The 19197-nt window shown below is 63.1% G+C and carries 15 protein-coding genes; 4 read left to right on the top strand and 11 right to left on the bottom strand.

What is annotated here, in order from left to right:
• Position 1 precedes the first annotated feature (1 nt).
• From PCLY_RS09270 to leuC, 6 genes are all read right to left on the bottom strand, one after another.
• Positions 2-2830 carry a motility hub landmark protein FimV gene (locus PCLY_RS09270; RefSeq protein ID WP_061239016.1) on the bottom strand — a complete coding sequence of 943 codons (2829 nt, stop codon included), beginning with the start codon at positions 2828-2830 and terminating at the stop codon, positions 2-4.
• A 155-nt stretch (positions 2831-2985) separates the two neighbouring features.
• Positions 2986-3996, bottom strand: a complete 1011-nt coding sequence (locus PCLY_RS09265; protein ID WP_061239015.1) for an aspartate-semialdehyde dehydrogenase — start codon at positions 3994-3996, stop codon at positions 2986-2988.
• A gap of 141 nt (positions 3997-4137) precedes the next feature.
• The gene (gene asd / locus PCLY_RS09260) at positions 4138-5250 is read right to left on the bottom strand and encodes an aspartate-semialdehyde dehydrogenase (protein WP_061239014.1); all 1113 of its coding nucleotides are present in this window, start codon (positions 5248-5250) and stop codon (positions 4138-4140) included.
• Between the two features lie 56 nt (positions 5251-5306).
• A complete protein-coding gene (gene leuB / locus PCLY_RS09255; RefSeq protein ID WP_061239013.1) occupies positions 5307-6389 on the bottom strand; it encodes a 3-isopropylmalate dehydrogenase in 1083 nt (360 codons plus the stop codon).
• 100 nt (positions 6390-6489) lie between these two features.
• Positions 6490-7137: a 3-isopropylmalate dehydratase small subunit gene (gene leuD / locus PCLY_RS09250; RefSeq protein WP_061239012.1), complete on the bottom strand. Its 648-nt coding sequence runs from the start codon at positions 7135-7137 to the stop codon at positions 6490-6492.
• Between the two features lie 11 nt (positions 7138-7148).
• Entirely contained in the window at positions 7149-8576 is a 1428-nt protein-coding gene (gene leuC, locus PCLY_RS09245; RefSeq protein WP_061239011.1) for a 3-isopropylmalate dehydratase large subunit, read from the bottom strand.
• Positions 8577-8801: 225 nt separating this feature from the next.
• Here leuC and PCLY_RS09240 point away from each other — a divergent pair, with 225 nt between their 5' ends.
• Together PCLY_RS09240 and PCLY_RS09235 are read left to right on the top strand one after the other, a co-directional pair.
• On the top strand, positions 8802-9683 hold the full coding sequence (locus PCLY_RS09240; protein WP_061239010.1) for a LysR family transcriptional regulator: 882 nt from the start codon (positions 8802-8804) through the stop codon (positions 9681-9683).
• Positions 9684-9785: 102 nt separating this feature from the next.
• A complete protein-coding gene (locus tag PCLY_RS09235; protein WP_061239009.1) occupies positions 9786-13076 on the top strand; it encodes a sensor domain-containing protein in 3291 nt (1096 codons plus the stop codon).
• Between the two features lie 42 nt (positions 13077-13118).
• Here PCLY_RS09235 and PCLY_RS09230 read toward each other — a convergent pair whose 3' ends face one another.
• Both PCLY_RS09230 and PCLY_RS09225 read right to left on the bottom strand, forming a co-directional pair.
• On the bottom strand, positions 13119-13568 hold the full coding sequence (locus tag PCLY_RS09230) for an Hsp20 family protein (RefSeq protein ID WP_061239008.1): 450 nt from the start codon (positions 13566-13568) through the stop codon (positions 13119-13121).
• Between the two features lie 114 nt (positions 13569-13682).
• A complete protein-coding gene (locus PCLY_RS09225) occupies positions 13683-14630 on the bottom strand; it encodes a tRNA dihydrouridine synthase (RefSeq protein ID WP_061239007.1) in 948 nt (315 codons plus the stop codon).
• Positions 14631-14726: 96 nt separating this feature from the next.
• On the opposite strand from PCLY_RS09225, the gene PCLY_RS09220 reads away from it, so the two are divergent.
• Positions 14727-15122, top strand: a complete 396-nt coding sequence (locus tag PCLY_RS09220) for a hypothetical protein (RefSeq protein ID WP_061239006.1) — start codon at positions 14727-14729, stop codon at positions 15120-15122.
• 6 nt (positions 15123-15128) lie between these two features.
• Here PCLY_RS09220 and PCLY_RS09215 read toward each other — a convergent pair whose 3' ends face one another.
• Positions 15129-15578 (bottom strand): acyl-CoA thioesterase, encoded by a 450-nt coding sequence (locus PCLY_RS09215; RefSeq protein ID WP_061239005.1) that lies wholly within the window; start codon positions 15576-15578, stop codon positions 15129-15131.
• Between the two features lie 224 nt (positions 15579-15802).
• Between PCLY_RS09215 and PCLY_RS09210 the strand changes: the two genes are divergently transcribed.
• Entirely contained in the window at positions 15803-17641 is a 1839-nt protein-coding gene (locus PCLY_RS09210) for a sensor domain-containing diguanylate cyclase (protein WP_061239004.1), read from the top strand.
• On the opposite strand, the gene PCLY_RS09205 is transcribed toward PCLY_RS09210, so the two are convergent.
• Entirely contained in the window at positions 17611-18450 is an 840-nt protein-coding gene (locus PCLY_RS09205) for an alpha/beta fold hydrolase (protein WP_061239003.1), read from the bottom strand. The genes PCLY_RS09210 and PCLY_RS09205 overlap by 31 nt on opposite strands.
• A gap of 23 nt (positions 18451-18473) precedes the next feature.
• Positions 18474-19013 (bottom strand): TetR/AcrR family transcriptional regulator, encoded by a 540-nt coding sequence (locus PCLY_RS09200; RefSeq protein WP_061239002.1) that lies wholly within the window; start codon positions 19011-19013, stop codon positions 18474-18476.
• Between the last annotated feature and the right edge of the window lie 184 nt (positions 19014-19197).

Raw genomic sequence — 19197 nt, 5'->3', positions numbered from 1 at the left:
ATCAAACCAACTTGGAAATCATCTCGCGAGCTTCTTGCTGCTGCATGTCGCTACCCTCGGCCATTACCTCATCGAGAATATCGCGTGCGCCCTCGGTATCACCCATGTCGATGTAGGCACGCGCCAGGTCGAGCTTGGTCGCGGTCTCATCGGTGCCGGAGAGGAAGTCGAAGTCATCGTCACCTTCGAGCTCGCTGGACAGACCATCGACCGGCGCCAGCGGAGCGCTCTGCGGCTCCTCGAAGTCAGTCGACAGCTGATCCAGCTCGGCGCTCACTTCATCCAGCTGCGCGGCGAAGCTGCCTGGCTCAACATCCGCCTGCGCCGGGGCTTCGTCTTCGAGCGACAGGTCGAAGTCAGCCGGCAGATCGAGATCGGCAGCCGGGGTTTCTTCCGGCAGGTCGAGGCCCAGACCGGACAGGTCATTGGCGGGCTGGCTCAGCGGCGCCTCATCGTCGAGGCTCAGCAGGAAGTCATCGGCTTCGTCGCTGGAAGTCGCAGCCGGCTCATCCAGATCCAGGCTGAACGCGGACAGATCATCGGCAGGTTGCGACAACTCGACCTTGTCATCATCCAGCGCCAGATCGAAGCTCAGATCGTCATCGGAGGCAGCGGCCGGAGCAGCGGGCTCGTCGACCAGGCCAAAGTCCAGATCATCTTCCAGCGAAAGAGGCGCTTCTTCAGCCTTGGCAGACTGAAGATCACTCTCCAGGTCGGCCTCGAGATCATCAAGGCTGAGGTCGAAGGCGTCATCCAGGTCACCATCATTGGACGCAGGCGCTTCGGCGGCAGGCTCATCCAGGCTGAGATCATCCAGGCTGAACTCGCTCATATCGTCATCGGCGGCCGCAGCGGCAGCTACGGCGCCAGCACCACCGGCAAAGGCGGCAATAGCCGGGTACTTGGATTTCAGCTGCTCGGCCTCGGCATTCACACCACCGATTTCACGCAGCTCATTGTCCTGACGTGCGAAGCCTTCGCGATCACCCAGTTCGGCGTAGACTTCCATCAGTTTCAGACGCAGATCAGCACGATGCGGTTCGTCGTTGATCGCGTTCTGCAGCAGCTCCGCAGCCTGATTGAAGCGACCGTAGGCGATGTAGATGTCCGCCTCGCCCAGTGCGTCTCCCGTCTGCGCCGTAACGCGTTCTTCACCGGCAGCCTGAGCGGCATGGGCTGGCTCATCATCGAGGCCGGCGAAGCTGTCTTCAGGCATGTCCAGATCGGAAGCGAACGCCTGATCCTGCGACAGATCATCGGCCAGCTCATCTTGCAGCTCGGCCTCCTTCATGGCGTTGCGACGCGACAGCGCCATCAGACCCACCAGCAGCAACAGAAGCACGCCACCGCCAGCCAACCCCAGAGTCATGGGATTGGCCATCAGATCATCGATAAAGCTCTGCGGGGCTGGAGCCGGCGCTGGTGCTGGAGCAGCAGGCTTGGTTTCTTCAGCCGGCTTGGCCGGGGCAGCAGGCTCAACGGCAGCAGCCGGCTCACTGGCCGGCTGTTCGGTGGCGGCGGCGCTGTCTTCGACAGGCGCAGCCGGTTCCTCGGAATAATTGTAATCAGGCGCCGCCTCCTCAGGCGGCGTAGTGGGCGGCGTTGCCGCCTCCGTCGCAGGCGGCGCAGCCTCAGGTGCCGCTGCCGGAGCTTGCTCCGCGGGAGTTTCCGCTGCGGGCTCTTCAGCTGGCGTTGCCGCTGGAGCCGCGGAAAGATCCGCCTGCAACTTGGCCATCTGACTGTCTTTCAGTTCAACCAGTCGCTGCAGCTTGTCCAGCTGACTTTGCAGATCACTGACGCGGCTTTGCAATTCGGCATTTTCGCGACGCGTCGAATCCAGGCTTTCCTGAGTGACTGCGAGCTTGTCTGCCAGCGCCTTGCTGTTGGCCGAACCTGTATCGCTACCACGAGTTGACTGGCCCGCCTCTGCGGCAACCAGCTTCAGGCTGTCGCCCGCCTCGGCGGTCGCAGGTGCGGCGCCGGCCTCAGTGCGGCGAGTGGCATCCAGCTGACGCGAAGCGACGGCACGACCTTCGCGCCAAGCGGCGTTCTGCTCGGCCACCTGAGCGATGGCTTCAGCGTTGCTGCGGCTACGAACCTGCTGCTCATCCGGCAGGCGCAGCACCTGACCGCTCTTCATGCGGTTGATGTTGCCCCCGATGAAGGCATCAGGATTCAGGTCCTGAATGGCCAGCATGGTCTGATTGATCGAACCACCGCCGACGCGCTGAGCGATCTCCCACAGCGTGTCGTTGGCGGTGGTTTTGTACTCGTTACCGGAAATGGCGCGCGATGCGGGTGCCGGAGCGACCGGGCGCGGTGCGGCGGCTGGTGCAGCACTGCGTGGCGCTGCCGGAGCTGCAGAGGGGCGCGGCGCAGGCGCGGCGATCGGCAACTGCGGCGCAGCGGCAACGGTAGTTTGCGGAGAATAAAGCGGCGGATCGAGCAGCAGCGTGTACTCACGCAGCAACCGCCCGTTCGGCCAGAGCACTTCCACCAGGAAGTTGAGGTAGGGTTCGCGGACAGCCTTGCTCGAGGTGACGCGAATCACGCTCTTGCCGTTGGGCTTCAGGACGGGAGTGAACTTGAGGTCGGTCAGGAAGTACTGGCGATCTACACCAGCTTTGACGAACTCTTCAGGAGACGCGAGACTCGGAATCACCTCATTCGAGGCCAGGTCACGCACCTCCAGCAATTCGATTTCCGCTACCAACGGCTGATTCAGCGACGATTGCAGGGTAACTTCACCCAACCCCAGCGCATGCGCCATACCGGAAGACAGCGCGGAAGCAGCTGCGATTGCCAGCACCAGTTTGCGAACCCGAACCATAGCGTTATCCCTTGTTTTATCTTTTTTCTCGGCATGCGAGAAGGTCTTGATAACTGCTGCCTGCCTCCGCTCCAAGAGCGGCTCCCCATTCAGCAATCAACTCAGCCAGTATTGCCAAGCTAGAAAGATTCTTCAAATTTCTAGGTAAGTATCTTTTACAGATAGTGTTTTATCAATAACTCCGCTATTTGCACAGCATTCAAGGCAGCGCCTTTTCTTACATTATCAGACGCAATCCACAAATTGAGTTGCTTTGAATCGCTCACGCCACGACGAACACGCCCAACATAGACCTGATCCTGACCCACTGCATCGCCAACTGCCGTCGGGTAGTCACCCGTCTCGACCAGCTCGATGCCCTGCTCCGCTTCGAGCAACTTGCGCACCGCGAGCAAATCGATATCCGCATCGCCCTGTACGGCAACTGCCAGGCTGTCACCGAAGAACACCGGCACCAATGCGCAGGTTGCCGCCACCGAAAGCTCAGGCAAACCCAACAATTGCTGTAACTCGGCCGCCAGACGCTTCTCCAGCTGGGCATGCCCCTGATCGTCAACCTCACCGACCTGTGCCAGCAGGTTGAAGGCAATCTGCCGATCCACCGTTTTCGGCTCCAGCGGGCGTGCATTGAGCAGCTCTGCAGTCTGCCGCGCCAACTCCTGTACACCACTGCGCCCCAGGGTGGAAATCGACAACATGGCGGCTACCTGCAATTGCTGCGGCCGTAGCGCAGGCTTCAGTGTCGCCAACACCAACGCGCAGGCAACCGCCGAAGGCGTAGGTGCACTGACGCACCAGGGCTTGGTCAATGCCGGCAGCCCTTCGACACCAAGCTCGGGCAACACGCAAGGCGCCTGATCCAGTGACAAGGCGCCGCTCAGATCGATAAGGCAGCACCCTGCAGCAAGCGCCCGCTCACGATAAGTGCGCGTGACCTCGCCCCCTGCGGCGAAGAACGCCAATTGCACCTGGGCAAAATCGAAGGCATCCAGCGAGCGGACCCGTACCTGGCGCCCCCGAAACGACAGGCTCTGACCTGCCGACTCGCTGCTCGCAAGCAGGTGCAGGTCCTTGAGTGGAAACTCGCGCTCTTCTAGCAGTTCGACCAGCGCTTCACCGACGCTACCGGTAGCGCCGATCAGGGCAACATTGATGGACTGACTCATGGAGGGCACCTGTGACGCAGAAGGAGCGGCACTGTAACCGCGCCCCCTCGCCCAGGCAATCGACTTGGACACCCCAGAAAAGACAAAGCCCCTCTACCGAAGTAGAAGGGCTTTGCTTGATTCGAGATGCGACCGCCGCGCTTAGCGCTCCAGCAGGATCCGCAGCATACGGCGCAGCGGCTCGGCAGCGCCCCACAGCAGTTGGTCACCCACGGTGAACGCGCCCAGGTACTGCGAACCCATGTTGAGCTTGCGCAGACGGCCGACCGGAACGCTGAGGGTGCCGGTCACGGCAGTCGGGCCAAGATCGCGGATGGAATCTTCGCGATGGTTCGGCACCAGCTTGACCCAGGGATTGTGCTGACTGATCAGGCCTTCGATGTCGGCCATCGGCACATCCTTGTTCAGCTTGATGGTCAGTGCCTGGCTGTGGCAACGCATGGCGCCGATGCGCACGCAGATACCGTCGACCGGGATCGGGCTCTTGAAGCGACCGAGGATCTTGTTGGTCTCGGCCTGGGCCTTCCACTCTTCGCGGCTCTGCCCGTTCGGCAGTTCCTTGTCGATGTAGGGGATCAGACTGCCGGCCAGCGGCACGCCGAAATTGTCCACCGGGAAGCTTTCGCCACGCATGGCTTCGGCGACCTTGCGATCGATGTCGAGGATGGCACTGGCCGGGTCGGCCAGTTCATCAGCGACGGAGCCATTGATCGCGCCCATCTGCTTGATCAGTTCGCGCATATTCTGCGCACCGGCGCCAGAAGCGGCCTGGTAGGTCATGGCACTCATCCACTCCACCAGCCCGGCTTCGTACAGACCGCCAAGGGCCATCAGCATCAGGCTGACGGTGCAGTTGCCGCCGATGTAGTTCTTGGTACCGGCGTCCAGCGCCTGATCAATCACCTTGCGGTTGACTGGGTCGAGCACGATCACCGACTCGTCATCCATGCGCAGGCTGGAGGCAGCATCGATCCAGTAGCCCTGCCAGCCGGCTTCACGCAGCTTGGGGAAGACTTCATTGGTGTAGTCGCCGCCCTGGCAGGTCAGGATCACATCCAGACCTTTCAGGTCATCAATGCTGTAGGCATCTTTCAGCGCAGCGATGTCCTTGCCAATGGCCGGGCCTTGGCCGCCGACATTGGAGGTGGTGAAGAACACCGGCTCGATCAGGTCGAAGTCCCGCTCTTCCAGCATGCGCTGCATGAGCACGGAACCGACCATGCCACGCCAACCGATCAGACCTACACGTTTCATAACGACTACACCTATATAAACAGCCCACCGGAACCACCCCGGCGGGGCTGGAAAGATTACAGACTACGCAGTGCTTCGACTACTGCATCACCCATGGCAGCAGTACCGACGCGGGTCTTGCCTTCGGACCAGATATCACCGGTACGCAGCCCCTGATCCAGCACCAGGCTCACGGCTTTCTCGATGGCATCGGCAGCGGCCACCTGGCCGAAGCTGTAACGCAGCATCATGGATACCGAGAGAATGGTGGCCAGCGGGTTGGCGATGCCCTTGCCGGCGATGTCCGGCGCAGAGCCATGACACGGCTCGTACATGCCCTTGTTGTTGGCGTCCAAGGATGCCGACGGCAGCATGCCGATGGAACCGGTCAGCATCGACGCTTCGTCAGATAAAATGTCACCAAACATGTTGTCGGTGACCATCACGTCGAATTGCTTGGGTGCGCGCACCAGTTGCATGGCGGCGTTATCGACGTACATGTGGCTCAGTTCGACGTCCGGATAGTCCTTGGCGACCTCTTCGACCACGGCGCGCCACAGTTGACTGGATGCCAGCACGTTGGCCTTGTCCACCGAGCACAGCTTCTTGCCACGCACGCGGGCCATGTCGAAACCGACCTTGGCGATACGGCGAATTTCGCTCTCGCTGTACGGCAGGGTGTCGTAGGCCATGCGCTCGCCGCTTTCCAGCACCTTGCTCTCGCGCGGCTGACCGAAGTAGATGCCACCGGTCAGTTCGCGGACGATGAGGATGTCCAGGCCGGCGACCACTTCCGGTTTGAGACTGGAGGCCTCGGCCAGTTGCGGATAGAGGATGGCCGGACGCAGGTTGCCGAACAGGCCCAGCTGCGAGCGGATCTTCAGCAGACCGCGCTCGGGGCGGATGGCCGGATCGATTGTGTCCCACTTCGGCCCGCCAACGGCACCCAGCAGTACGGCATCGGCAGCCTTGGCGCGGGCCATGGTCTCGTCGGCCAGCGGCACGCCATAGCGATCGATGGCGGCGCCACCCAGATCATCGAAGCTCAACTCGAAACCCAGGGCGTACTTGTCGTTGGCCAGGTTCAGCACCTTGACCGCCTCGGCCATGATTTCCGGGCCGATACCATCACCTGGGAGAACCAGAATCTGCTTGCTCATTGCATTCCTCAATCTATCCGCAGGGTGGATGACGCTATTTTCATCCACCGCAACCCGGCACGCTGGATGGATAAAGCACCCTCCAGCCTACCCTGATGTATTACTTGATCGCGCCGAACAGCCAGGGGCTGCTCTGCTGGTATTGGGCCTCGAAGGACTTGATCGCTTCCTGATCCTGCAGGGTCAGACCGATGTCGTCCAGACCATTGAGCAGACAGTGCTTGCGGAAGGCATCGACCTCGAAGCTGTACTGCACGCCATCGGGGCGAGTCACGGTCTGCGCCTCGAGGTCGACGGTCAGCTGGTAACCCTCGGTGGCCTCGGCCTGCTCGAACAGCGCATCGACCTCTTCATCCTTGAGGATGATCGGCAGCAGGCCGTTCTTGAAGCTGTTGTTGTAGAAGATGTCGGCGAAGCTCGGTGCGATCACGGTACGGAAGCCGTACTCGTCCAGCGCCCACGGTGCGTGCTCGCGCGAGGAGCCACAGCCGAAATTCTCACGGGCCAGCAGCACACTGGCGCCCTGATAGCGCGGGAAATTCAGCACGAAATCCTGGTTGATCGGACGCTTGGAGTTGTCCTGGTTCGGCTGACCGACATCCAGGTAGCGCCACTCATCGAACAGGTTGGGGCCGAAGCCGGTGCGCTTGATCGACTTCAGGAACTGCTTGGGAATGATCTGGTCGGTGTCGACGTTGGCGCGATCGAGCGGGCAGACCAGACCGGTGTGTTGGGTGAAAGCTTTCATGTGCGGTCTCCTCAGGCCTGAATCAATTCGCGAACGTCGATGAAACGACCGGTCACTGCTGCTGCAGCAGCCATGGCCGGGCTGACCAGGTGGGTGCGACCACCGGCGCCCTGACGGCCTTCGAAGTTGCGGTTGGAGGTCGAGGCGCAATGCTCGCCACTGCCGAGCTTGTCCGGGTTCATCGCCAGGCACATGGAGCAGCCCGGCTCACGCCATTCGAAACCGGCCTCGATGAAGATCTTGTCCAGCCCTTCGGCCTCGGCCTGCGCCTTGACCAGACCAGAGCCCGGCACCACCAGCGCCTGCTTGACGGTCGCGGCGACCTTGCGGCCCTTGGCCACCTCGGCAGCAGCGCGCAGGTCTTCGATGCGCGAGTTGGTGCACGAGCCGATGAACACGCGATCCAGCTGGATATCGGTGATCGGCTGGTTGGCCAAAAGGCCCATGTACTTCAGCGCACGGGTGATCGAGTCCTTCTTCACCGGGTCGGCTTCTACGGCCGGATCCGGCACGTTCTGGTCAACGGCCAGCACCATCTCCGGCGAGGTACCCCAGCTGACCTGCGGCTTGATGTCTTCGGCTTTCAGCTCGACCACGGTGTCGAACAGCGCATCGGCGTCGGATACCAGGTTCTGCCACTGCGCCACGGCCTTGTCCCAGTCGCTGCCCTTGGGCGCGAACGGGCGATCCTTGACGTAGGCGATGGTCTTCTCGTCGACTGCCACCAGGCCCACACGGGCACCGGCCTCGATGGACATGTTGCAGATGGTCATGCGCCCTTCCAGCGACAGATCGCGGATCGCGCTGCCGGCGAATTCCAGCGCATGGCCGTTACCACCGGCGGTGCCGATCTTGCCGATCACGGCCAGGACGATGTCCTTGGCGGTGACGCCGAATGGCAACTTGCCTTCGACACGCACCTGCATGTTCTTCATCTTCTTGGCCACCAGGCACTGGGTAGCGAGCACGTGCTCGACTTCCGAGGTGCCGATGCCATGGGCCAACGCACCGAAGGCGCCATGGGTGGAGGTGTGCGAGTCGCCGCAGACCACGGTCATGCCCGGCAGCGTGGCGCCCTGCTCCGGGCCGACCACATGAACGATGCCCTGGCGCACGTCGTTCATCTTGAATTCGAGGATGCCGAAGTCGTCGCAGTTCTCGTCGAGGGTCTGCACCTGGATGCGCGAGACCTCGTCGGCGATGGCTTCGAGACCACCCTGACGCTCGGCCTTGGTGGTCGGCACGTTGTGATCGGGAGTGGCGATGTTGGCGTCGATGCGCCACGGCTTGCGCCCGGCCAGACGCAGCCCTTCGAATGCCTGCGGCGAGGTCACTTCATGGAGGATGTGACGATCGATGTAGATCAACGAGGAACCGTCGTCACGACGTTTCACTTCGTGCATTTCCCAGAGCTTGTCGTAGAGCGTCTTGCCAGTCATCAGCCTTACCTCATCAGCGCCTTTTGAGCACCTCTGGAAACTGCCTGCGTTATCACCGCGCGGCGTCAGAAGTGCGCTTTTCTATGCCCGGGCGAAAAATGGCCCTTCGGCTTATGGGGAGAATGCTATGGCCGGGCACGAAATAACTCAAATTCATATTTTTTATTCAAAGGATTCCACAGAGGAATGTATGCTCGGTGCATCATCCCTTACCCGGAGCGCCCCATGGATCTGGCCAACCTCAATGCCTTCATCGCCATCGCCGAAACGGGCAGCTTTTCCGAAGCGGGCGAGCGCCTGCATCTGACCCAACCCGCCGTCAGCAAGCGCATCGCAGGTCTGGAACAGCAGCTGGGTGTGCGCCTGTTCGACCGCCTCGGCCGGGAGATCGGCCTGACCCAAGCCGGCCGCGCCCTGCTGCCACGCGCCTACCAGATCCTCAATGTACTGGACGACACCCGCCGCGCCCTGACCAACCTGTCCGGCGAGGTCAGCGGCCGCCTGACCCTGGCGACCAGCCACCATATCGGCCTGCACCGCCTGCCTGCCCTGCTGCGTGCCTTCACCCGCGCTCACCCGCAGGTGGCGCTGGACATCCAGTTTCTCGACTCGGAGGTGGCGTATGAAGAAGTGCTGCATGGCCGCGCCGAACTGGCGGTAATCACCCTCGCCCCGGAAACCCGTGACCCCATTCGCGCCACCGCGGTATGGGACGACCCGCTGGATTTCGTCGCCGCACCGGAACATCCGCTGGCGCGTAGCCAGGCGATCAGCCTGGCCGATGTCGCACAGCACCCGGCCGTCTTCCCCGGCGGCAACACCTTCACCCACCACATCGTCCAGCGCCTGTTCGAAGCCCAGGGCCTGACGCCCAACATCGCCATGAGCACCAACTACCTGGAAACCATCAAGATGATGGTGTCCATCGGCCTGGCCTGGAGCGTGCTGCCGCGCACCATGCTCGACGAGCAGGTCGCCCGCCTGCCGATACCGGGCATCCAGCTGACCCGCCAGCTGGGCTACATCCTGCATACCGAGCGCACGCTCTCGAATGCCGCACGCGCATTCATGGATCTGCTCGATAGCCAGCGGGACGATCTTGCATAGGCGACCAACCTGCGACTAACGTGGCGTTACAACGATAAGAAAATGTCTACATGCCATTAATGCCCGTCCCGCGCACCGCGCACTCCTGAGGAAGGTTCGGCCATGTCCAGATCGACTGACCAGACCCCGCCCCTACCACATATACCGGCGATGGATCCCGCCGAATTCGAGCAGACCTGGCAGGACGCGCCGCGTCTGCTAGCGGCACTGAATGGCGCCCAACTCGGCACCTGGTACTGGGACATTCGCAGCGGCCAGGTCAGCTGGTCTCGCGGTGCCCAGGCCCTGTTCGGGCTGGACCCCAATCGCCCGATGACGCGCGAACTGCATTACATCGAACTGATCCCCGAAGAGGAACGCGCCGAGGTCCTGGCCAAATTCAACGCCATCCTCAAGGGCGAGCAGATCGCCAACGCCCTGCGCCATCGCATCCGCTGGCCGGATGGTAGCCTGCACTGGCTGGAGATCACCGGCAGCCTGCAACGCGAGGCCGACGGCCGCCCGCGCATGTTCGGCGTGATCCGCGACATCAGCGCCCAGCAGGAACGTGCCGACGCCCTGCGCGCCTCCGAGGAGCGCTTCGCCAGCCTGTTCCGCCTGAGCCCCGACATCATGATGCTGGTACGTTACGACGACAGCGAGATCATCGAGGTCAACCAGCACTTCACCCAGGCCTTCGGCTGGACGGCCAGCGAAATTCTCGGCCGCCCCACCCTCGATCTGAACCTCTGGGTGCACACCAGCCAGCGCAACCAGTTGCGCGAGCAGGCGCCGCAGAGCCGCGAACCGGTGATCCAGGAAGTCCAGCTACGCACGCGCAGCGGAGTGATTCTCGACGGCATCCTGTCGAGCCAGTACATCGAACTGCAGGGTGATCGCCTGATGCTCTGCACCTTCCTCGACACCAGCGAGCGCAAGCGGGCAGAAAACGCGCTGCGCGCCAGTGAGGAGAAATTCGCCAAGGCCTTCATGCACACCCCTGACGCGATATCCATCACCGACCGTGTGACGGGCCGCTTCATCGAGGTCAACCCCAGTTTCGAGCAGCAATTTGGCTGGAGCAGCGCCGAAGCCGTGGGCCGCACCTCCCTCGAGCTGGGCGTCTGGGCGGACCCGAATGACCGCCAGCGCATGCTCGAAGCGCTGCAGAGCGGACGCCTGAACAACCTCGAAGTACGCCTGTTCAGTCGCGACGGCAGGGTCACCACCAACCTGTTGTTCGGAGGCGAGATCGAACTGAACGGCACCAGCTGCCTGGTGCTCACCGTGCGCAACATCACCGAGCAACGCGCGCAGGAGCAGGCGCTCAGTGAGAGCAAGCAGCGCCTGCGCCTGGCCCTGGAGTCCGCCGACCTGGGCACCTGGGACTGGCACATTCCCAGTAACCGACTGTTCGCCAGCGCCCGGGCGTCACAGCTGCAGGGCCTGGAGTCGCTACCATTCGAGGGCGCCTTTCTCGACTTCTTCCGCCAGGTGCCGATGGACGATCGGCGCAGCCTGCGCCAGAGCTACCAACAATTGGTCGAGCAGCGCCGCAGCCACTATCAGGTGACCTATCGGGTCCAGCGGGAAGATGGCGGCCTGCGTTTTCTCGAGAGCACCGCCAAGCTGCAACTCGACGATGCCGGCCAGCCGCTGCGCATGGTCGGTACGCTGGTCGATATCAGCGAGCGTGTGCTGCGCGAACAGCGCCTGCAGGCCTCGGAAGAGAAGTTCGCCAAAGCCTTCCACTCCAGCCCGGATGCCATCACCATCACCGAGCGTGACAGCGGCCGCTATATCGAGATCAACGAAGGCTTTACCCGGATCACCGGCTATCAGAGCGCGGAGGTAATCGGCCGCACGGTGCACGAGCTGAACATCTGGGCCTACCCTGAAGAGCGCATACGCATGATCGAGCACCTGACCCAGCAGGGCCAGGTGCTGCACATGGAAATGCACGGTCAGCACCGCGATGGCGAGGTGCGCCTGGTCGAGGTCTCGGTGCAACCTATCGAACTCAATGGCGTGCCTTGCCTGCTGCTCACTGCGCGCGACATCAGCGAGCTCAAGCAAGCCCAGGCACAGGTCCAGCACCTGGCCTACCATGATGCGCTGACCAACCTGCCCAACCGCGCCCTGCTGATGGATCGCCTGACTCAGCAGATCGCCCTGCTCAAGCGCCACGACCTGCGCGGCGCCCTGCTCTTCCTCGATCTCGATCACTTCAAGCACATCAACGATTCGCTCGGCCACCCGGTCGGCGACTCCGTGTTGCGCCTGGTCACCGCACGCCTGGAAGCCAGCGTACGCCTGGAGGACACCGTGGCACGCCTGGGTGGCGACGAATTCGTCGTGCTGCTCTCCGGCCTGGAGGGCAAACGCTCGGAAGTCACCCGCCAAGTACGCCAGGTCGCCGAAAAGCTGCGCCATCTGCTGGCCGAACCGATGCTGCTGGACGGCCACCGCCTGCAGGTCACCCCGAGCATCGGCGTCGCCCTGATTCCCGACCATGGCAACACCCCGGCAGATCTGCTCAAGCGCGCCGATATCGCCCTGTACCGCGCCAAGGACTCCGGGCGCAATGCCATCCAGCTGTTTCGCAGCACCATGCAGGACGCCGCCAGCGCCCGCCTGCGCCTGGAAAACGATCTGCGCCTGGCCCTGGCGCGCGGCGAATTCGAGCTGCACTTCCAACCCCAGGTCGATGCCCGCGATGGCAAGGTGGTCGGCGCCGAAGCCCTGCTGCGCTGGCAGCATCCACAACTGGGCCCACAGTCGCCCGCGCAGTTCATCCAGGTCCTCGAGGAAAGCGGGCTGATCGTCGAAGTCGGCGGCTGGGTGCTGGCCGAGGCCTGCCACTTCTGCTCGCGACTGCTGGCTGACAACCTGATCGATGGCGAGCGCTTCAGCCTGTGCGTCAACATCAGTCCCCGGCAGTTCCGCCAGCACGACTTCGTCGAACGAGTCGCAGGCAGTCTGCGCGACAGCCAGCTGCCCAACGCCATGCTCAAACTGGAAATCACCGAAGGCATCGTCATCCAGAACATCGACGACACCGTCGGCAAGATGCTGCGACTGAAGAAGCATGGCGTCAGCTTCGCCATGGACGACTTCGGCACCGGCTACAGCTCGCTGACCTACCTCAAGCGCCTGCCGGTGGACATGCTGAAGATCGACCAGTCATTCGTGCGCGACGCCACCAGCGACCCCAATGATGCCGAGATCATTCGCGCCATCGTGGCCATGGCCCGTAGCCTGGGCCTGGCACTGATCGCCGAGGGTGTCGAGCAGCAGGACCAACTGGACTTCCTGCAAACGCAGGGCTGCCACCTCTATCAGGGCTACCTGTTCAGCAAACCGCTACCGCAGGATATTTTCCGCGAGCTGCTGGGCAACCAGAAAGCCCAATGAAAAAAGGCGCCCCGCAGGGCGCCTTTCTCGTCAGCTATCGGCTCAGTTTTCCAGCGCCGGACGCTGGCTGCCGATAGGAATGCGCTTGGCCTTTGCCTCTTCCGGCACGATGCGCTCCAGCTCGACATGGAGCAGGCCGTTGACCAGGTCGGCGCCCTTGACCTCGATATGGTCGGCCAGGCGGAACGACAGCTTGAAAGCGCGCTGGGCAATGCCCTGATGCAGGTAGCTGATGCTCTCGGCGCTGCGGTCACGCTTGTTGCCGATCACGGTGAGCACGCCCCGCTCGACCTGCAGTTCCAGGTCACTCTCTTCGAAGCCGGCAGCCGCAACCACGATGCGGTAGTGGTCCTCGCCATGCTTCTCGACGTTGTAGGGCGGGTAGGAGCTGCCGGCGTCATTGCTACGCAGGGCAGACTCGAAAAGATCGTTGAAACGGTCGAAACCGACGGACTGGCGAAACAGAGGGGCCAGGGACAGTACGTTGCTCATGAGTAATCTCCTGAAAATTTCAGCAAGTGTCATATCGCGGAACCCGACTTCGGCATCCCGCAGTCACTTATCTGAGGTCGCTCGGAAATTTTTCAAGAGCCAGGAAATCGCACCCTATGCAGGCAGCGCCAGCAACTGGTCGATACGCTGGCAGTCCTGCTCGCGGCGAACCTCGGCGAACAACGCGACAGCCTGCGGATAGGTGCGCGTGAGCATCGCCAGCCATTGCTTCAGGCGCCCCGGCGCATAGCGCGGCGCCAACTTGCGCCGCGCCTGCTGCCAGAAGTCGAGCAGCAGCGGCTGCAGTTCGGCCCAACTCATTTCCTCCGGCTCGCCACCGGCCCTGACGGCAGCGATCTGCCGCGCCAGCCCGGGACGGGAAACCAGCCCTCGCCCCAGCATGATGTCGTCCACACCACTGATCTCACGGCAACGGCGCCAGTCGTCCAGCGTCCACACTTCACCATTGGCGAATACCGGCACGCCGACCACATCCTGCACGCGCGCCACCCACTCCCAGTGAGCCGGCGGCTTGTAGCCCTCGACCTTGGTCCTGGCATGCACGACGATCTGACTGGCGCCGCCCTCGGCAAGCGCTCGTGCGCAGTCCAGCGCCCCCTCCTTGCCCTCGAAGCCCAGGCGCATCTTCGCAGTGACCGGAATCGCCGCCGGCACCGTGCGCCGCACCTCGCGAACGATGGCATGCAGCAACTCCGGCTCCTTGAGCAACACCGCGCCACCTCGCGACTTGTTCACCGTCTTGGCCGGGCAACCGAAGTTGAGATCGATCACTGGCGCGCCGAGCGTGCAGGCGAAGGCGGCGTTGTCCGCCAGACACTGCGGATCAGAACCAAGAAACTGCACGCGCATCGGCGTACCGGCCTGCGTGCGCGAGCCATTGAACAACTCGGGCGCCAGCTTGTGATAGGTGGCAGCCGGCAACAGCCGCTCGCTGACGCGAATGAACTCGGTGACGCACCAGTCGATGCCGCCGATGCGGGTCAGCACGTCGCGCAGAATCTCGTCGACCAGCCCTTCCATGGGCGCCAGGGCGATTTGCATGAGGTTGTCCGGAAAAATGGGGCGCACAGTTTAAGGGGTCGCGCACGACGCGCAAGATGGGCCACACTGGTTCATCGTCAAACAGGAAAACTCACCATGCGTTATCTCGCGCTGATCGTCCTGGGTATCTGTTGTCTGGGCGCGCAGGCCAACGATGGGTTGCCAGGCAACATCGCCCCCATGCCAGCCGATCCGGTTGCCGATGCGCCGGCCCGCCTGATACTCAGCCGCGACATGAATGCACCGAATGCCTGCGACGTGGAGATCTACGTCAACCGGCAGGTGGTGGCGAAACTTGGCCCCGGCGAGCACACCAGCCTGGACCTGCCCAGCGGCGAGTTGAGCGTCGCCGTGGCCATGTCGCCAGATGGCTATTGCGGCGGCCTCGGGCCGGACGTGGCGCAGTCCGTCATTCTGCAGCCCGGCGAAACCCGCCAGTTGGCCGTCATGGTCGAAGCCGAGCAGGTGTTTCTCGCCCCGCTCAATGACTGAGCAGCCTTACAGCTCCAGCGGATAAGGCGGCATCAGCGCCTTGCCATAGCCCTCGACGAATTCCGCCGGCATGCGTTTGGGGCGCCCACTGGACAGCTCGATGCAGACGAAGGTGGTCTTCGCGCGCAGCAAGGTCAGGCCATCCTCCGGGCGCACCAGCTGAAAACGTCGATCCATCTTCAGACGCTGATCGGACTCGACGATCCAGGTTGCCATCTGCAGATGCTGGCCTTCGTAGGCGCTGGCCAGGTAGTCGATCTCATGACGCACCACCGCCATGGCGCGGTCCAGACGGCGATACTCCACCAGGTCCAGCCCGAGAAACTGCGAGTGCCGCCAGGCGCAACGCTCCAGCCAGCTGACGTACACCGCGTTGTTGGCATGGCCAAGGCCGTCGATGTCCTCCGCGCTCACTTCGATATCGATGACGAAGGGGCTGGGCAACTCCCAATTCATGACTGTACCTCCAGGTTTGCAGCCTGCACGCAGCAAGCTGAGCGATCCGGTTTCTGGCGTGACCGCGCGCATCCTTGGTGGCGTTCGATCAGATGCCGCATGATACGCGGCGCAGCCTCTCCCTGCAGTGCGAGCTTTCATCGCACCATCGTCGCGCGCCATAATGCAGCGCACTCGCCCGCGAGCCCGAGAACGAGCAATTGACTGCCATCCTGCGCCTATTGATGCTTCTGCTAGTGCCAGCGCTGACCTGGGCGCAAAGCATGCCGTTGCCGATCGGCCAGACGCCGGCGTTGCCCGGCCCCTACATGGAGTACTGGGAAGACTCTGGCGGTGGGGCCGACATCACCGATGTCCGTGCGCTACCCGATTCTGCCTGGCAGGCGGTAGCACGGCGCGATGCCAGCTTCGGCTACAGCGGCAACAGCTACTGGCTGCGCCTGGACGTAAACAACCCGCATAAACGCTCGCTTGGCTGGGTTCTGTTGATCGGCAATCCATTGCTCGATCAACTCGACGCCTACGGCCTGGACGGCACGCGCATCTATCGCGCCGGCGACCAGCGTCCCTTCGACTGGCGCTGGGTCGAACACCGGCAGTTGGTCTTGCCCCTGCATGTGGAGCCAGGCGAGCAACAGCGCATCTGGCTGCGCATGCAGACCGACGGCTCGGCCAACCTCAGCGCCAGCCTGATGACACGCGAGGCCTTCGACCATCAGGAACAACGCAGTCTGTTGCTCCAAGGCCTGTTCTTCGGCGCCCTGCTGGCGATGCTGATCTATAGCCTGAGCATTTTCTGCATCACCCGCGACCGCAACTACCTCTGGTACAGCCTGTTCGTCGCCAGCTTCGGTCTCTACCAGTTCATCCAGCTCGGCTTCGCCCTGCAATGGTTATGGCCCAACGCCCTGGCCTGGCATCAACTGAGCTTCCCCTTCAGCTCGGCACTGGCGACGCTGTGCGGCATTCACTTCACCTATGGCGTACTGGAGCTGGGGCAAGCGGCCAGGCCCTATCGCTGGAGCGTCAATGCACTCAAGGCCGGCGCCTGGCTGGTGCTGGGCATGGCGCTTTTCGGGCCCTACGCGCCCGCCCTGATCGGCAGCTTCGTGCTGGTCGCGGCCTGCGCCCTGGCCGCCTTCGTCATCACCCTGCTGCGCTGGCGCGGTGGTTACCCGGCTGCGCGCCTGTTCGCCCTGGGCTGGTTCGTGCTGATCGCCGCCAGCCTGGCCAGCATCCTCACCGGCACAGGGCTGCTGCCGTACTCCCAGCTGACACAGCACGCCCAACAGATTGGCGGCCTGATCGAAATGACGGTGTTCTCCATCGCCCTCGCCTCGCGCATTCGCTTGATACAGGACGCCGAACGCCAGGCCCAGGCCAAGCTGATAGAGCAGGAGCGCCGCCTGCGCAACGAGCAGACCAAGCACCTGGAACTGCAGACACAGATCAGCGACAGCCTGGAGCAGCGCGTACAGGAGCGAACCTCGACACTGCAGGACACCTTGCAGCAGCTATCCAAGGCCAACATGCGGCTGGCCGAGCTGAATCGCCGCGACGGGCTGACCGGCCTGTTCAACCGCCAGACACTCAGCGAAGAGCTGACGCGCGCCTGCGCCCGCGCCGAGCGCAGCCGCCAGTCGCTGGCGGTCTTGATGCTGGATCTGGATCACTTCAAACAGGTCAATGATCGCTACGGCCATCTCGCTGGCGATGCCTGCCTGCGCCATGCAGCCCAGCGCATCCAGCAGCGCCTGCGCAGCAGTGACCTTTTGGCGCGTTTCGGCGGCGAGGAGTTCGTCGCCCTGCTCGACAGCACCGACCTCACCGGCGCGCTCGACCTGGCCGAACAACTGCGCGAGGACCTCGCGCGCAATCCCTGCCCTTACCAGCAGCAGTCGATAGCACTGAGCCTGAGCATTGGCCTGCATGCCGGAGTACCGAGCGACCCAGGCTGCGCAGAGCACTGGCTGGAGCTGGCAGACCGCGCCCTGTATCGCGCCAAGGCGGGCGGGCGCAACCGCGTGGTCAGTTACGAGGCCAGGGCCTTCAACGACGCCTGAGGCACGTGCTCCAGCAGCTTGAGCACGGCCTGCAGGATCAGAGGATCACTCAGCAAGCGCTGATGTCCGCCTGCCGGCAGACGCAGCAACTGACTGTCGAACCAGGCCTCGTGGATCAGATCGGCCTCGCCCACCGGCACGACCGGGTCATCCTCGGCATGCACGACCAAGCCTGGCACGTCCAACTGGTAACGCTGCACATCGAGATGGGCCGCGGGAATGCCTGCCGTCGTTTCCACCTGGCGCACGAAGTGCGCTCGCGCCTCCGCCGGCAGGCCCATGAACCGCGCGAAGCCGCGCAACACACCCAGGATGCGACTTGGCGCAGCAATGGTCACCAGGGTCTCGCTGCGCAAGCCCATTTGCGTGGCCAGCAACGCGCTGGCACCCCCCATCGAGTGACCAATCACGGCACGTAACGGCGGCAGTTCACTGGCGGCCTCGAGCAATGCACGCGCAAACAGCACCACATTGGCCTGACGCCCAGGCGAACGGCCATGAGCAGGCGCATCCAGCGCCACGACGCCATAGCCGGCGTCGACCAGACCGTGGATCAGCTGCGCGAACTGGGTTGGCCGCCCTTCCCAACCATGCATCAGCAGCACCGTCGGCCCGCTCCCCCAGCGCAGCGCTGACAGGCCAAAGCGCAGGGTGATGCGCTCGGCACTGGCCAGCAACGGCAGCTCCCAGTCCCGCGGCGGCAGCCTGCGCGGCGTCATGAAGCGCTCGCGCAAGCGGCTGGCGATCAATTGCGGGGCTACCCTGCCCAGCGTAGCGTTGACACCTCGCACCCAGGTCATCTGATTCATCACCTTGTTCCTCTCGCTCGATTTCAGACAACTGCCGCCTTGGCGGCCCGCAATACCCGGTCGGACAGCTCGCCAGGCCCCAATGCCCGAGCCAGCGCCAGCCCCCCGATCATCAGCGCCAGATCAGCAAGCGCGACATCCGCTTCCTCCGGCGTGGCGCTCATATGCGCCGCCATCAATTCAGTGTGCTCGGCCAGCGACTGACGAAAGCCCGCCGACAAACGCGAGATTTCCGCCAGCGAACTCGGCAGCGGGCAGCGATCCTCAGCATCGTCACGGTGCCTGCGCGAGAGATAGAACGCCGCCAGCAGCACCCGACGCTCCCTGCCAGACAGGCGCTGATCGCACTCGGCCAAGCGCTCGCGCCTCAGCTCGAGCAACTGACGGAAGGCTTCGAGCATCAGTGCATCCTTGCTGGCGAAATGCGCATAGAAACCGCCCACCGTCAGCCCCGCCGCCGCCATCACTTCGGCTACTGCCGGGTCACTGGGGCCACGCTCGGCGAGCACACGGCCAGCTGCGGCGATGATGCGTTGACGGGTTTCGCTTTTACGCTCGGTCATGACCATCGCCTTAATATGACGGATGCAATATTACACCCATCATATTAACTTGCAAGCCGCTACCGAGACCGCTGGTCCGCCTGGCTAAACCGCCACCTGAGGATTCAGAAATAAAAAACGCGCAAACAAAAAGGGGCCACCTCGTAAGAGGTGGCCCCTGGGTTCCGCAAATGCGGCAAGAAAA

The sequence above is a fragment of the Ectopseudomonas composti genome (assembly GCF_001567565.1).
Lineage (GTDB): Bacteria > Pseudomonadota > Gammaproteobacteria > Pseudomonadales > Pseudomonadaceae > Aquipseudomonas > Aquipseudomonas composti_A.
Note: the sequence above shows the minus strand (reverse complement) of the source record. Positions and strands in the feature narration are given on the sequence as shown.

Excerpts from the sequence above, each read along its gene's own strand:
- PCLY_RS09270 (WP_061239016.1), bottom strand. The coding sequence starts at position 2,830 with ATGGTTCGGGTTCGCAAACTGGTGCTGGCAATCGCAGCTGCTTCCGCG.
- PCLY_RS09265 (WP_061239015.1), bottom strand. The coding sequence starts at position 3,996 with ATGAGTCAGTCCATCAATGTTGCCCTGATCGGCGCTACCGGTAGCGTC.
- asd (WP_061239014.1), bottom strand. The coding sequence starts at position 5,250 with ATGAAACGTGTAGGTCTGATCGGTTGGCGTGGCATGGTCGGTTCCGTG.
- leuB (WP_061239013.1), bottom strand. The coding sequence starts at position 6,389 with ATGAGCAAGCAGATTCTGGTTCTCCCAGGTGATGGTATCGGCCCGGAA.
- leuD (WP_061239012.1), bottom strand. The coding sequence starts at position 7,137 with ATGAAAGCTTTCACCCAACACACCGGTCTGGTCTGCCCGCTCGATCGC.
- leuC (WP_061239011.1), bottom strand. The coding sequence starts at position 8,576 with ATGACTGGCAAGACGCTCTACGACAAGCTCTGGGAAATGCACGAAGTG.
- PCLY_RS09240 (WP_061239010.1), top strand. The coding sequence starts at position 8,802 with ATGGATCTGGCCAACCTCAATGCCTTCATCGCCATCGCCGAAACGGGC.
- PCLY_RS09235 (WP_061239009.1), top strand. The coding sequence starts at position 9,786 with ATGTCCAGATCGACTGACCAGACCCCGCCCCTACCACATATACCGGCG.
- PCLY_RS09230 (WP_061239008.1), bottom strand. The coding sequence starts at position 13,568 with ATGAGCAACGTACTGTCCCTGGCCCCTCTGTTTCGCCAGTCCGTCGGT.
- PCLY_RS09225 (WP_061239007.1), bottom strand. The coding sequence starts at position 14,630 with ATGCAAATCGCCCTGGCGCCCATGGAAGGGCTGGTCGACGAGATTCTG.
- PCLY_RS09220 (WP_061239006.1), top strand. The coding sequence starts at position 14,727 with ATGCGTTATCTCGCGCTGATCGTCCTGGGTATCTGTTGTCTGGGCGCG.
- PCLY_RS09215 (WP_061239005.1), bottom strand. The coding sequence starts at position 15,578 with ATGAATTGGGAGTTGCCCAGCCCCTTCGTCATCGATATCGAAGTGAGC.
- PCLY_RS09210 (WP_061239004.1), top strand. The coding sequence starts at position 15,803 with ATGCTTCTGCTAGTGCCAGCGCTGACCTGGGCGCAAAGCATGCCGTTG.
- PCLY_RS09205 (WP_061239003.1), bottom strand. The coding sequence starts at position 18,450 with ATGAATCAGATGACCTGGGTGCGAGGTGTCAACGCTACGCTGGGCAGG.
- PCLY_RS09200 (WP_061239002.1), bottom strand. The coding sequence starts at position 19,013 with ATGACCGAGCGTAAAAGCGAAACCCGTCAACGCATCATCGCCGCAGCT.